Consider the following 14292-nt stretch of genomic DNA (forward strand, 5'->3'; position numbering starts at 1 on the left):
ATTAGAGGGAAATTTTTAATCAATGATTACCATCATCCCCATAGCGATTCTGGATATTCACCAGATTCATGCAGTGATTTGAGTGAGGTGATTACCACTGGTTTGTCTTCTGTATAGGTAACACCAAACCAAGTTTTTCCACCTTCTAATATTTCCACAGCAGCTCTTCCAGACTCTATAAGGTTATTTGCTACCAATGGGATAAAGAATTCTGATTTTATGTTATCCTTGTTTTTTGGCAAAAACTCTAGCCACATAGATTCGATATCATTGAAGATGGCAGGGTGAAATCCCCAAAAATTCATAGAAACGGGAGTGTTCTCTGCAATTTCTATAGCTTCATCATTTCCTCTGGCAATTATCTTTCCATCTTCACGCGCTATAGAAGTTCTTTCCACCATGCCTATCAGTTGATTCGAAGCATTTGTAGTACACACACCCCTACTAACGGTTCCGTTTTCGGACAATACATTTTGAATAGCATAGCCTACCATTGCATGAAGATTTGGTTGTACACCAGATTGTAAGAATTTACTCAAAATCTCAAAAGCTTCCTTGCCATAAAAGTCATCGGCATTGATCACAGCAAAAGGTTCTTTTACAGCTTCTTTTGCACAAAGCACTGCATGAGCAGTTCCATAAGGCTTGATTCGATCAGGATTTTGGAATTCTTTCGGTACAAAAGAGGTGATAGACTGCAAGACAAACTCAGCATCTATCTTACCCTCAATCTTTGGAAGAAATTTCTCTTTTGCTAGTTCTAAAATTTCTTCACGAACGATAAAAACTACTTTCCCAAATCCTGCTCTGATTGCGTCATAGATGGAGTATTCTAAAATTGTCTCTCCATTTGGTCCAAATCCATCGATTTGCTTATTACCTCCGTATCGACTACCCATTCCGGCCGCCAATACCAAAAGCGTTGGTTTTTGATTCATTATTGAAAATATAGGTTTTGATTCCACACATTCAAAATTAACCCTTTCCATCCACGATCAAAGCCTATAATGAAAAAATGTACATCTATTTCAATTATTTAAATCACCAATAAACAGATTATATGGTTTCAAAACGACCTATAAAAACGATTTTTATGTATTGCAATAAAGAATAAAGGTTGTTTTTTACCCCTAAAAATAATTTATAATATCAAATTACTTGAAAACAGGTTTATTTTTTATCTTGAATTATCTATTTATCAAATTTTGTTTTAGATTTGATGTTGAAATTCAAGAAAACCACTAATTCTTTGTCTAAAATGAAAAAAATTGAAGCAATCATTAGAACATCAAAATTTGAAGACATCTACAAATGTGTAGCAGGTCTAGGAATAAAATTCCTTTCTTTCTATGATGTGAAAGGTATGGGATTAGAGCATGCCAAGCCTCAAACTTACAGAGGAGTAGCCTATGAGCCATCATATATTCCCCGCACCAAAATAGAAATCGTGACTACGGAGGACTTGGTAGAAGCAGTGGTCAATTGCATCCTCAAAGAGGGTAAGACAGGTGAAATTGGAGATGGTAAAATTTTCATCTCTGATATCCAAGAAGCCTATAGAATCAGAAACAATGACACAGGTGCCTCAGCACTTTAATTCCAATCTAAAAACCTATTCAATCAATTAATAATCTTTACAAACCTATGAATCAAGAAATATTTACCATAAACAACCTCTGGATGATGGTGGCCACTATTCTGGTGTTCATCATGCACTTAGGGTTTGCGAGTCTGGAGGCAGGCCTTACACGAGCCAAAAACACCGTGAACATTCTCTTCAAAAACACTATCATTCCAGCGATTGGTCTTTTGACTTATGCCTTTATTGGTTTCAACCTTATGTATCCTGGAGATGATTTTATTGGAAGCTTCTTTGGCCTAGGAGGCATTGGAATATCTCTTCCAGAGGGTGGAAATACATTTGCTTACAATGAAGGTTATACGTTTTTTACCGATTTTATCTTTCAAGCAATGTTTGCAGCTACAGCAGCGACAATCGTATCTGGAGCTGTAGCTGAAAGAATCAAGCTAGGACCGTTTATCTTCTTTTCTATTCTTTATGTAGGCATCATTTATCCAATCGTGGGCATGTGGAAATGGGGCGGTGGATTCTTAGATACACTATCTACACCTTTTTATGATTTTGCAGGCTCTACTATTGTACATTCTGTAGGTGGTTGGGGAGCACTGGTAGGTGCTTACCTTTTGGGTCCTAGAATAGGAAAATACACCGAAAAAGGGATGAAGGCTATTCCTGGTCACAACATACCGATGGCTACCATAGGCGTCTTTCTGCTTTGGTTTGGATGGTTTGGATTCAATGGTGGATCGGTCTTGACCGCTGACCCAGGTACTGTATCTTTGGTATTTGTAACTACAGCTATTGCTGGTGCATCAGGTGCATTTGGAGCATTGTTAGCTTCATATTTGAAATTCAAATCTTATGACATCACCATGGTACTCAATGGGATTCTTGCTGGACTTGTAGGGATCACAGCAGGTGCTGATTTGATGAGTGTGGGAGAGTCAGCTATCATTGGATTTATCGGAGGAACACTCGTTGTTTTTGCTGTGGTATTCTTCGACAAAATAAAAGTAGATGATCCTGTTGGAGCGATCTCCGTGCACTTGGTTGGTGGTATTTGGGGAACTTTAGCTGTAGGTATATTTGGTGATTTAGCGAGTATGAGTCAGTTATGGTCACAGTTTATTGGAATAGCAGTGGTAGGAGCATTTTGTTTCCTCACGAGCTGGATCCTTTTCTTCAGCATGAAACGCACCATAGGCATCCGTGTAGATGAGAAAGAAGAGACTGAAGGTCTAGACATCAATGAGCACAGTATGCGTGCATATCCAGATTTTGCCACAAAAGATTAATTTCAGCCATATTTACACAAAAAAGGGGCTTTACCTATGGTTTTGCCCCTTTTTTTTTAATATGCCTTAAGACTGATATCAAGACTTTTGATCTGGTGAGTAAGTGCACCTACAGATATAAAATCAACCCCACAAGCTGCAACTTCCGGAAGTGTCTTTTCTGTAATACCACCAGATGCTTCTAGCGGATACCTTCCATTCACCATGCTGACAGCTTTTTTCATTGTATCATAATCCATATTATCTAGCATAATGAAGTCCACGCCACCTATTCTCAGCACTTCTGCTACTTCATCTAGATTTCTTGTTTCAACTTCAATTTTGAGATCAAGTTGATTTTCTTTAAGATATTGCTTAGTTGACAGAATAGCCTTCTCCAACCCACCAGCAAAATCCACATGATTGTCCTTGAGCATCACCATATCGTAAAGTGCATAGCGGTGATTGACACCACCACCTAATACCACTGCCCATTTTTCCATCATTCTGAAATTAGGAGTTGTCTTACGCGTATCCATAAGCTTTGCTTTGGTATGTGCGATAGATTGTTGTAATCTTGATGTTTTGGTTGCAATTCCACTCATCCTTTGCATACAATTCAGCACCAGACGCTCAGTAGTCAATATGGAAATAGCTTTACCTCTTACTAAAAGTCCAACATCTCCAGCTTTCACTTCATCACCATCTTCCAGAAGTAACTCAACTTCCAAGGTAGAATCATAGTGCTTAAAAATTTTCTCAGCTAACGCCAAGCCAGCAATCACTCCATCCTCTTTGATAAGTAACTTAGCTTGTCCCACACTTTGCTCAGGTACAGAAGCTAGCGAAGAGTAATCTCCAGGACCTACGTCTTCTAGGAGTGCAGCTTCAATGAATTGTCGAATAGCCGACTCGGTTAAATATGGCAGATTTTTCACAGCTCAAAATTAAGAAAAAATGTCCGAGCAACTGCTAAAAATCAATATTTCATGATCTCAATACTATATATTCTCATTTCGTCTCTGAAGATCTTACCTTTTATCAAGATTCTATAAGGTTCTCCCATGGATTGATATGTTCCAATATAATTTTTTATTTGCTCTCCAGAATTACTTTCATGGAGAATCTCAAAATTTTCTGGGGGATACTTTTTAAAAAAATCTCTTAGAACCAATTCCGCTTGATTTTTAGAGAACTCACCTTGGTTACCATTGATGTTCAACTCTACACTTTGCTCCATGAATTTTGCTATCTCTCTACTTGAGCCATTTTTGAATGTTGTCAAAATAGCATCATTAGTCTGATCGTTACTGATTGGAGCTATAATCGTACTGAAGGAAAGCAATAATAAATATAATATGGGTACTAACTTAATCATGATTACAAAAAAAACAAATTCTAAGCCAATCCTTAAACCGATTGTGGAAAATACCAGTATAAGGGCACAAGTTCTTTGAATCTGTTAATTCAATCTTGTAATAATGATGAAAGGAAAAATATTTTTTTAAAAGGCAAAACATTTTTTTTTAAAAAAGCTTGTCAACCAATGAAATTAATTTCATAAATGTAAATATTAAGAAATAAATCTGCCTCAGCTTTGGGATGATGAATAAGAATTTTCATTTTTGATCTTTGATTACAAATAAGGACAAACCTATAAGAAAAACCTATATTTGAGCTATGAACAAAAAAGTATTATTGATGATTTTGGATGGCTGGGGTATCGCTACCAAACCCGAGGTATCAGCGATAAATAAAGCCAACACGCCATATATCGATGGCCTTTTCGAAAAATTTCCTCATTCTAAGCTTGAAGCATCAGGGCTAGCTGTAGGCTTACCCGAAGGCCAAATGGGCAATTCTGAAGTAGGTCACATGAACATCGGTGCAGGCCGGATTGTGTACCAAGATCTTGTCAAGATCAATAAAGCAGTAGAAGAAGGCGAATTAAACGACAACGTTATACTAAAAGAAGCTTTTGAATACGCTAAATCTGAAAACAAAAAAGTACATTTTATAGGACTAGTATCAGATGGTGGTGTACACGCACATATCAATCATCTCAAGGGACTGTGCGATGCTGCTAAAGCAAATGGACTGGAAGATGCATATATTCATGCCTTCACTGACGGAAGAGATACTGACCCAAAGGGAGGATTACAATATCTGAGTGAATTGGATGATCACCTTTCACACTCAATAGGTCAGATCGCCTCTGTGGTAGGAAGATACTATGCCATGGATAGAGACAATAGATGGGAGAGAGTGAAGCTTGCATACGATGCCATGGTGCGAGGTGAAGGCGAAAAATCAAAGGACATTTTATCGTCTATAAAAAAATCTTATGACAATGGTGTGACGGACGAATTCATAAGACCTATCATCAAGGCTGACTCGAAAGGTAAGCCAGTAGGATTGATCGAATCAGGTGATGTAGTTATTTGCTTCAACTTCAGAACTGATAGAGGCAGAGAAATCACTCAAGTCCTTACGCAAAAGGATTTCGAGGAATATAAAATGAAAAAGTTGAAGTTAAATTACATCACTTTTACAAATTATGATGAAACATTCGAAGGTGTCAAAGTACTTTTCGAAAAAGACAATCTTCAAAATACCCTTGGTGAAACCCTTTCGTCAGCTGGTAAGAAGCAAATTAGAATAGCAGAAACAGAAAAATATCCTCATGTAACATTTTTCTTTTCTGGAGGTAGGGAAAAAGTATTCGAAGGCGAAAGTAGAATCCTATGTCCTTCTCCAAAAGTAGCTACTTATGATCTCAAGCCTGAAATGAGTGCTTTTGAGATCGCCAATAAAATCAAACCAGAGTTGAAAAAAGGAGAGGTTGACTTTATTTGTTTGAACTTTGCAAATCCAGATATGGTTGGACATACAGGCGTGTTTGAAGCTGCTGTCAAAGCATGTGAAGCAGTAGACAAGTGCGCCGAAGAAGTGATCAATCAAGCACTAAAAAGTGGCTATACCACCATTGTAATCGCTGACCATGGCAACTCAGACATGATGATCAATGAAGATGGAACACCAAACACAGCGCATACGACTAACTTGGTACCTTGTATCATGGTGGATGATCAAGATAGGTTAGAAGTGAATGATGGAAAGCTAGGCGACCTTGCTCCAACTATTCTTAAACTGATCGGAGTAGATATCCCAAATGAAATGACAGGGGATGTTTTGTTAAAATCATGATAAAAAAAACGATTATATTTTGCTTTGTACTTTTGCTAATGGCATGTGAAGACGAGCAAGTGAATAGGGGGGATTTTGTTCCTCCCTATTTTCAATTAGACTCTTTTATTCTCCTTCAAGACAGTCTTTTGCAAGCTCACGGTCTTGAAAAGACCGTGCAGTTGAATGAAAAACGAGAAGAGTTGAAATCAGATGGTAATGTGGATTGGCTAGGTGAGCTTGATTTTTTCACAAAAGCGGACATCAACAGCCCTGCATTGGCCGCAGCTTACTCAGAAGAAAAAAAAGGAGATAGCATTGTTTACAGATTAAAAAAAGGAGAAAAGAATAAAGTCAAAACATTGACAGTCAGGCTCTATGATGACGAGCGCCCAAGAAGCATAAGTTTCATTATGGAAAAAGATAACATTTTTTATCATTCAGAAACAAAAGGGGACATGCAAATAGACGCCAACACAGGTCTAGTCAGTGCTTACCAAATATCTGGAAAACAAAAAGTTGTCTTTCTTTCGCCCTTAGACATGAAAGTAGATGCAAAGGTTAGTAAAGATTAAAAAGAAGCGACCTGTAATTTCCGAAACTGATTTTGATATTTAATAATTTTACAGTGTAAGAGCGCTTCAGATTCCTATCTATGAAGACTGAAAGGATCAGCGATATACGTCTGCATTTCGATCTATAAGGAAGTCAAGAATTCCCTGACGATAGCCAGACTATTGTTCGGATCTTCATACATACCCATGTGTCCTACACCTTCCAGTTCATAATATAGCGAAGCACCAGACTTATGAGCTCTACTTCCTTCAATTTTTACAGCAGCATCTAGCACTCCTGCAATCATAAGCTTTGGTCTATCAAATGAGTGCCATACTTCAAACCTATCTTTACGATCTCTCATCATCTCTATGTAGGTGATTACGGTTTTTGAATCATTCATTTTCCCAAAGTCTATCAATTCTGCAATTTCCATTTCTAGTCTAGACCGACTAGCCTCTGGGAATAGAGGTGGCACAAATGATTCAATAAACTTGTCTACTCCATGTTTATTGATGAAATCAATGGTCTTGTTTCTAGTATGACGCTTTTCTTCATCATCTGAAAAAGCTGTAGAGTGGAACAAACCAACACCAGCTAAATCAGACCCCATTAGCTCTGTCATGGCAAGTGCCACATAACCCCCTAATGAATGACCAATCAATACTGGTTGATTTATCTCCATAGCATCTAGCCATTCTTGAAGCAAAACAGCCAACTCTTCGAGACTTCTAGGTAGTGGCTCATCATATTCATCTTTGCCAAAGCCAGGCAAATCAAGACAATAAACTGTGTGTAAACCTGCAAGTTGGGTCGCAAAATTACTCCACATCTCCTTTGCTTCGCAAAAGCCGTGAAGAAAGATAACTGGTTTTCCTTTTCCTTGTTTGGTATATGAGATCATAGGTATTTGTAAAATGACTTAAAATGAAACGGCTTAACAAAAAATAATTTACAACAAAGTATTCAAAAAGTGTACTTAAAATTAGCCTAGTGCCTTCAAAAAGTCTGTCACGCTGAGTGGGTGGGTGTACATCTCAAGCTTACCATGACTCTTTTTGGCCATTGCTCCTTCGGTCTATCCCAATAAAGTTCTGCCGTGTCCGTCTGGGTCATCAAGGTATTTAGCGAAAGAAACGCCATGATCAGAAAAGCCTTGCGGGATAATCCTACAAGGCTTTTCTATTCTTCTCAAGCTTTCACTTCCATGGTTATCATTTCTCTTACATTGTGAGCTATTCCTTCAGGATCGAAGCCACATTCTCTGTGTAATTCGATTTGATCACCATGTTCTACAACTCTATCTGGTATGCCCAATCTTCTGATTTGTGCGCTATAACCATGATCCATCATCCATTCGATTACAGCAGAACCAAAACCTCCCATCAGTGCACCATCTTCGATGGTTATTACTTTTTTGAATTTCCCAAACACTTCATGAAGTAAGTCTCCATCCAAAGGTTTGACAAACCTCATGTCATAATGAGCTGGATTCAATCCATCTTTGGTCAACATCTCGCAAGCTTCAACTGCATAATTACCGATATGACCTATTGTCAATATAGCCAAATCTTCCCCCTCTTTTACTATTCTACCTTGACCAACAGGAATTTCTCTCATTGGCGTCCTCCATTCTGGCATGACACCCTGACCTCTTGGATACCGTATGGAGAATGGTCCTTGATATTGAGTGGCTGTATACATCAAGTTACGAAGCTCTTCTTCATTCATAGGGGCAGATACTATCATGTTTGGAATACACCTGAAGTAAGGGATATCATAAGCACCATGGTGAGTAGGCCCATCAGCTCCTGCAAAACCAGCCCTGTCTAGGCAGAGAACAACTTGAAGATTTTGCAATGCTACATCATGCACCACTTGATCGTAAGCTCGCTGCATAAATGAGCTATAAATATTGCAAAAAGGAATCATTCCTTGAGTTGCTAGGCCAGCTGAGAAAGTAACAGCATGCTGCTCTGCGATGCCCACATCAAAAGCCCTATCTGGCATAGCCTCCATCATGATATTCAAGGAAGATCCCGAGGGCATCGCTGGTGTGACACCCATCACTTTGTCATTTTCTTTTGCCAACTCTACAAGTGTATGTCCAAATACATCCTGATATTTTGGAGCTTGAGGGACTTTAGGGACTTTTTTATAAATTTCACCAGTAACCTTGTCAAATAATCCTGGCGCATGCCACGTGGTCTTATTGCCATTTTCAGCAGGTGCATAGCCTTTGCCCTTTACTGTGACACAATGAAGGATTTTTGGGCCAGGAATATTTTTTAAGTCTTCTAATATTTCAGCCAAGTGGTTCACATCATGACCATCTACTGGTCCAAAATATCTTAAGTTCAGAGATTCAAACAAGTTACTTTGCTTAAGCACAGCAGACTTGATAGCTCCCTCTACCTTAGAAATGACTTCTTGAGCCGAAGTTCCAAACTTACTGAACTTCCCAAGTAGGTTCCATACCTCATCTTTTACTTTGTTGTAAGTATGAGAGGTGGTGATATCGGTAAGATAATCTTTCAATGCACCGACATTAGGATCTATCGACATGCAATTATCATTCAAAATAATGATCAGATTGGTATCAGAAACTCCTGCATGATTCATGGCTTCAAAAGCCATCCCCCCTGTCATGGATCCATCACCAATCACTGCCACATGCTGCTTTTGCTTTTCTCCTTTATATTTGGATGCGACTGCCATGCCTAAGGCAGCGGAGATTGACGTACTTGAATGCCCCACACCAAAAGCGTCATATTCACTCTCTTTTCTTTTGGGAAATCCTGAAAGACCTCCGTAGAGTCTATTGGTATGAAAACTATTTTTTCTACCTGTAAGAATCTTGTGCCCATATGCCTGATGGCCTACATCCCATACCAGTTGATCCTCAGGTGTATTGAGCACATAGTGCAGAGCTACTGTCAGTTCTACAACCCCAAGACTTGCACCAAAGTGTCCCCCATAAATAGAAACATTATCTATAATAAACTGTCTCAATTCTTCACAAAGTTGTACAAGTTGTTCTTTGGGAAGCTTTTTCAGATCGGAGGGTGAGTCTATCTGTGCGAGTAATTTGCCTGGAGTTATGATCATCTTAGTACCTTTGCGTCATTCAAAAATTATAAACACTTTCCAAATGAGATTGTTTTCAACGACTCAAGATTCAAGCCAGCAATCCAATTTTTCCTTCCACTTATTAAATTTAGCATTAATTTAAATATCTTTGAAAGCATTTGGAATGCAAAATTAAGATAAATTTAATAGTATCCAGTGAGTTTCGAGATCAAATTACCACTATTCGAAGGGCCATTCGATTTGATGCTCTTTTTCATCGAAAGAGATGAGCTGGACATTTATGATATTCCTATCTCTAAGATCACCAATGATTTCCTTGAATACATCCACCAATTGGAAAAAATGGAAATCGAGATAGCCAGTGAATTTATCCTATTCGCAGCGACTTTGATGAAAATCAAATCTAAAATGCTCATCCCACGACCTCAACTAAACGATGAAGGCGAAGAGGTAGATCCAAGGGAGGAGCTTGTCAGACATTTACTTGAATACAAAAAATATAAATCTGTTATTGCAGATCTCGCTACTTTGGAAGAAAATAGAATGTCAAAAGAGAGGCGAGGTAATATTGCCAGGGAGATTAAGCAACTTTCCAAAATTGACGACGTAGAAGCAGAAGTTCAAGATTTGGATTTATACAAACTTCTGAAAGTATACCAGCGTGTGATGTCAAAATTTGCTTCAAGAACCGATGACACCAAACACACCGTGATTCAATATCCTTACACGATTGAGCAACAAAAAGATTTTGTTTTGGAAAAAGTCAGTTTCAGAGATCGAGTCCCATTCACTGAATTTATCGAATACAAACCCGATAAGATTTTTGTGATCTATACTTTTTTGGCAATTTTGGAACTCCTTCAGCTTTCTGTGGTTACTATCAGGATAGGAGAAGGATTCAATAATTTCTGGGTGGAAAAAACAGAGCCCATCAATGCGGCTTAAGGTATGAAGTTAGACAACAAGAAGATTTTCGAGACACTCAATCCCAACAAAGTGTGGGTACCAGTATTGATTGGTCTTGGAATAGTGTTTTTAATGTTTTACTTAGACCCAAATGTCAACGCAAAGACATTAAGAGGTGTATTTGATGCGTCTTTTCATGGTATTTTCATAGCTATTCTATTTATACTCTTTAGAGATATAGGGTACATCTATAGGATAAGAACGATCACAGACAAGCACTTGACTTGGACGCGAGCATTGTATGTGATCATTCTGTGGGAGTTCGCTTCAGCAGTCACTCCCTCTATCGTCGGCGGTACGGCTGTGGCCATATTTATCCTCAATAAAGAAGGTATCAAACTAGGCAAGGCCATAGCTTACGTCATGGTAACGGCTATACTTGATAACCTGTTTTTTGTCATCGGAGCACCGATTATATTGTTCCTAGCAAAAGGCGAGATTTTCCCAAGTTCAAGGATAATGGAGATGAGACTCGGCAATAGTTTAGAAATCCTTTTCTGGGCTAGCTATGCTCTATATACCATTTATTCCATCATCATGGCTTCTGCGCTATTCTATAGACCAAGGGTTTTCAAATGGGTATTACTCAAAATCTACTCCATCAAGTGGCTTCAAAAATGGAAACATAGTGCGCATGATTATGGAAATCAAATCATAGAAGCTTCTAAAGAACTAAAGGGCAAAAAGAAAGAATATTGGTTACCTATAATAGGAGCTACTATATTTATTTGGAGTTCGAGGTATCTGATGTTAAACGCTCTGATATCTTCCTACGAAAGCTTGACTTGGATGGACCATATAATTGTCTTTGCTAGACAGGTGATTATGTGGATTGTGATGATGATATCACCTACCCCTGGTAGCAGCGGAACGGCAGAATTTTTCTTTGCTCAGTTTTTCCGAGAGTTCTTGAGTGGTTATACATTTGTGACAAGCATACTTTGGAGAATGCTCACCTATTATCCTTACTTGATCTTAGGAGCCATATTTCTACCTAAGTGGATCAAGCAAGTGTTTTTCAAAAAGAAGAAAAAGAAAAATTAGAATTCGATTCTTTATAAATGATACAAAACCTTAGCCTCGCCAATATTAGAAAAATACTTGGTGAAGATAACGTTGATTTGACGGATACAGATCCAGTTATTCAGACGATAATCATAGATTCACGTTCTGTGATTCAGCCTGAACATACCCTATTTGTAGCTTTAAGAGGGGCAAAATTTGATGGGCACCTATTTATTCCAAGTCTTGTAGAAGCAGGAGTAAAGCACTTCTTGGTCAGATCAGATTACAATACCCCCCAGGAGATAGAAAAAGATGTCGTATTGTTTCGAGCTTCTGACACAAAAATCGCTCTCCAAAAGCTCTCGACTTATATGCGGGATCAGTTTGATCGACCAGTGCTTGCTATCACTGGCAGCAATGGAAAAACGATCATCAAGGAATGGCTTGGCCAAGTGTTGAGTCAAAAATTTTCAGTTGCCAAAAGCCCAAAAAGTTACAATAGCCAAGTAGGTGTCCCTTTATCTGTATTTGGTATTGAGGCTTATCACCAAGTGGCTGTTCTAGAGGCTGGGATTTCAAAACCAAAAGAAATGCAGGTCTTGGAAAATATTATCAAGCCTGACATAGGGATATTTAGTAATATCGGAACCGCACACGAAGAAGGTTTTGCTTCACAAGAGCAAAAATTGAAAGAGAAGTCAAAACTTTTTATCAATTCAAAATACATAATCTATAGAAAAGATCAGAGGGAAGTCGAGGGTTTTTTGACGAGTCATTTTGACCAAGAAAAGCTAATAGCCTGGTCTGACAATCCTGGGTCAGATTACACTTTATCGATAAAAAGAGACTCAGAACACACTAAAATCATCTTGATTAAACCAGATTTTGGCATGTTTACTTTTCAAGTGCCATTTTTTGACGAGGCTTCACTGGAGAATATTCGGCACGTAATCATTGGAGCTATCACCTTAGGAATGAAAGAATCTGATATTCAGGAGGGGATAAACTTTCTCAAAGCTGTAGACATGAGGCTGACCCTCAAGCCTGGTTATCATCAGAGCCTTATCATCGATGATACCTACAACAATGATTTGGCAGGATTGAAACTTGCTTTAGATTTCATGGCTGCACAGCGTCCCAAAAACAGAAAGGTTCTGATCATCTCTGACTTGATGCAAGTCGGAAATGTGGAGGAGGTCTACCAAGAGGTTCAGAAGCTAATCATATTTCATGAAATCGATCTTCTCATAGGAGTGGGTCAACATATTCATCTTTTGAAAACGGGTCTATCCTGTGAGCAGCAATACTTTCAAGACACTGCTAGCTTGCTAGAAGGCTTACAGGAAGATGCTTTTGAAAATGATTTGATCTTGGTGACTGGTGCTAGGATTTTTGAGTTTGAAAAAGTTGTCAATAAACTGCAACAAAGAATACATGGAACTACCTTGGAGATCAACCTAAATGCTCTGACTCATAATTACAACTTCTATAAAACCAAAATTCTGCCAAGTACCAAAATCATGGTAATGGTGAAAGCCTTTGCTTACGGTGGTGGAGCTATTGAAATAGCAAATCACCTCCAACAGCTGAAGGCAGACTATTTGGCTGTGGCTTATACCGATGAGGGCGTCGCATTAAGAGAACAAGGAATAAGTCTTCCAATCATGGTATTGAATCCCGCTCAGGAATCCTTTCACCTTTTACAGAAGCATGAATTGGAGCCAGTGGTTTACAGTCCTGAATTTTTTATACAATTAGGTAAATATTGTAGACTCCAGCACTTTAAGATGAAAATTCATCTTGACTTAGATACAGGTATGCACCGACTGGGATTTGACTTGAGTCAATTAGGAGATCTTAAAGTATTGACAGAGCGATTCCCTGAGCTACAGGTCACTAGCTTGTATACACATCTAGTGGGAGCAGATGATGTTGAGCATGAGGATTTTTCTTTGAAGCAACTAGCTTTGTTTTCAAAAATGTGCGAACAAATTGCAGGATTTCTGGGTCATTTACCCCTTAGACATGCGCTCAATTCTGCAGGAATCATAAGATATCCTGCCTATCAATTCGACATGGTGAGGTTGGGAATCGGCCTTTATGGAGTGGAGGTCAATGGAATACATGATACATCACTAAGGTCTATTTCTTCCTTGAAAACAACCATATCTCAAATTAAGCATATTGAAGCAGGCGAAACAATTGGCTATAGTAGAAGGGGGAAATTGAAAGCTGCGGGAAAAATCGCCACAATTGCCATAGGGTATGCGGATGGATATGATCGCAGATTTAGCAATGGTGTAGGATCTGTGATGATAAATGGACAAAAAGCTCCAATCATAGGCAATGTATGCATGGACATGTGTATGGTGGATGTCTCATCCATCAATGCCAAAGAAGGTGATGAAGTTCTTATCTATGGCCCTGGTATATCGCTTAAAGAGCTTGCAAAGAACATAGGGACCATCCCATATGAACTGCTCACAAACATCAGCAGCAGGGTAAAGAGAGTGTATTACTTGGATTAATTTCCCTAAAAAACAGATTGTAAAAATCATCTGTTGAAATGTACCAATCTTAATATTTTATAGATTAAATGAAAAAGCCTTCAAAAATATCAGTGTAGATTTGAAG

General features: G+C 38.5%; 12 protein-coding genes. 7 read left to right on the top strand and 5 right to left on the bottom strand.

The features are described 5' to 3' along the window. Positions 1–32 precede the first annotated feature (32 nt). Positions 33–938 (bottom strand): sugar phosphate nucleotidyltransferase, encoded by a 906-nt coding sequence (locus MM214_RS05970; RefSeq protein ID WP_241293131.1) that lies wholly within the window; start codon positions 936–938, stop codon positions 33–35. Between the two features lie 320 nt (positions 939–1258). Between MM214_RS05970 and MM214_RS05975 the strand changes: the two genes are divergently transcribed. Further along, positions 1259–1597: a P-II family nitrogen regulator gene (locus MM214_RS05975; protein WP_241293134.1), complete on the top strand. Its 339-nt coding sequence runs from the start codon at positions 1259–1261 to the stop codon at positions 1595–1597. Positions 1598–1644: 47 nt separating this feature from the next. Then, positions 1645–2877: an ammonium transporter gene (locus tag MM214_RS05980; protein ID WP_241293137.1), complete on the top strand. Its 1233-nt coding sequence runs from the start codon at positions 1645–1647 to the stop codon at positions 2875–2877. Between the two features lie 56 nt (positions 2878–2933). Here MM214_RS05980 and nadC read toward each other — a convergent pair whose 3' ends face one another. Further along, on the bottom strand, positions 2934–3794 hold the full coding sequence (gene nadC, locus MM214_RS05985) for a carboxylating nicotinate-nucleotide diphosphorylase (protein WP_241293140.1): 861 nt from the start codon (positions 3792–3794) through the stop codon (positions 2934–2936). 41 nt (positions 3795–3835) lie between these two features. Then, a complete protein-coding gene (locus MM214_RS05990) occupies positions 3836–4234 on the bottom strand; it encodes a DUF4783 domain-containing protein (protein WP_241293143.1) in 399 nt (132 codons plus the stop codon). A 302-nt stretch (positions 4235–4536) separates the two neighbouring features. Here MM214_RS05990 and gpmI point away from each other — a divergent pair, with 302 nt between their 5' ends. Both gpmI and MM214_RS06000 read left to right on the top strand, forming a co-directional pair. Beyond that, positions 4537–6063 carry a 2,3-bisphosphoglycerate-independent phosphoglycerate mutase gene (gpmI, locus tag MM214_RS05995; protein ID WP_241293146.1) on the top strand — a complete coding sequence of 509 codons (1527 nt, stop codon included), beginning with the start codon at positions 4537–4539 and terminating at the stop codon, positions 6061–6063. Further along, on the top strand, positions 6060–6617 hold the full coding sequence (locus tag MM214_RS06000) for a hypothetical protein (protein ID WP_241293149.1): 558 nt from the start codon (positions 6060–6062) through the stop codon (positions 6615–6617). Before gpmI ends, MM214_RS06000 begins: the two co-directional genes overlap by 4 nt. A gap of 122 nt (positions 6618–6739) precedes the next feature. Here the strand turns inward: MM214_RS06000 and MM214_RS06005 are convergent, their stop codons facing one another. Together MM214_RS06005 and dxs are read right to left on the bottom strand one after the other, a co-directional pair. Next, positions 6740–7501 (bottom strand): alpha/beta fold hydrolase, encoded by a 762-nt coding sequence (locus MM214_RS06005; protein ID WP_241293152.1) that lies wholly within the window; start codon positions 7499–7501, stop codon positions 6740–6742. Between the two features lie 287 nt (positions 7502–7788). Further along, the gene (gene dxs / locus MM214_RS06010) at positions 7789–9705 is read right to left on the bottom strand and encodes a 1-deoxy-D-xylulose-5-phosphate synthase (protein ID WP_241293168.1); all 1917 of its coding nucleotides are present in this window, start codon (positions 9703–9705) and stop codon (positions 7789–7791) included. 177 nt (positions 9706–9882) lie between these two features. Here dxs and MM214_RS06015 point away from each other — a divergent pair, with 177 nt between their 5' ends. The 3 genes from MM214_RS06015 to MM214_RS06025 are packed head-to-tail and all read left to right on the top strand — an operon-like array spanning position 9883 to position 14186. Beyond that, entirely contained in the window at positions 9883–10632 is a 750-nt protein-coding gene (locus MM214_RS06015) for a segregation and condensation protein A (protein ID WP_241293181.1), read from the top strand. Between the two features lie 3 nt (positions 10633–10635). After that, complete coding sequence (locus tag MM214_RS06020; protein ID WP_241293183.1) at positions 10636–11697, top strand: lysylphosphatidylglycerol synthase transmembrane domain-containing protein; 1062 nt, start codon at positions 10636–10638, stop codon at positions 11695–11697. 17 nt (positions 11698–11714) lie between these two features. Continuing rightward, positions 11715–14186: a bifunctional UDP-N-acetylmuramoyl-tripeptide:D-alanyl-D-alanine ligase/alanine racemase gene (locus MM214_RS06025; protein ID WP_241293186.1), complete on the top strand. Its 2472-nt coding sequence runs from the start codon at positions 11715–11717 to the stop codon at positions 14184–14186. The last annotated feature ends 106 nt before the right edge of the window (positions 14187–14292 follow it).

The sequence above is a fragment of the Belliella kenyensis genome (genome assembly GCF_022549675.1).
GTDB lineage: Bacteria > Bacteroidota > Bacteroidia > Cytophagales > Cyclobacteriaceae > Belliella > Belliella kenyensis.

Coding starts and splice junctions, on each gene's coding strand:
- dxs (WP_241293168.1), bottom strand. CDS start 9,705: ATGATCATAACTCCAGGCAAATTACTCGCACAGATAGACTCACCCTCC.
- MM214_RS05990 (WP_241293143.1), bottom strand. CDS start 4,234: ATGATTAAGTTAGTACCCATATTATATTTATTATTGCTTTCCTTCAGT.
- MM214_RS06025 (WP_241293186.1), top strand. CDS start 11,715: ATGATACAAAACCTTAGCCTCGCCAATATTAGAAAAATACTTGGTGAA.
- MM214_RS06000 (WP_241293149.1), top strand. CDS start 6,060: ATGATAAAAAAAACGATTATATTTTGCTTTGTACTTTTGCTAATGGCA.
- MM214_RS06020 (WP_241293183.1), top strand. CDS start 10,636: ATGAAGTTAGACAACAAGAAGATTTTCGAGACACTCAATCCCAACAAA.
- MM214_RS05980 (WP_241293137.1), top strand. CDS start 1,645: ATGAATCAAGAAATATTTACCATAAACAACCTCTGGATGATGGTGGCC.
- MM214_RS05970 (WP_241293131.1), bottom strand. CDS start 938: ATGAATCAAAAACCAACGCTTTTGGTATTGGCGGCCGGAATGGGTAGT.
- MM214_RS05975 (WP_241293134.1), top strand. CDS start 1,259: ATGAAAAAAATTGAAGCAATCATTAGAACATCAAAATTTGAAGACATC.
- gpmI (WP_241293146.1), top strand. CDS start 4,537: ATGAACAAAAAAGTATTATTGATGATTTTGGATGGCTGGGGTATCGCT.
- MM214_RS06005 (WP_241293152.1), bottom strand. CDS start 7,501: ATGATCTCATATACCAAACAAGGAAAAGGAAAACCAGTTATCTTTCTT.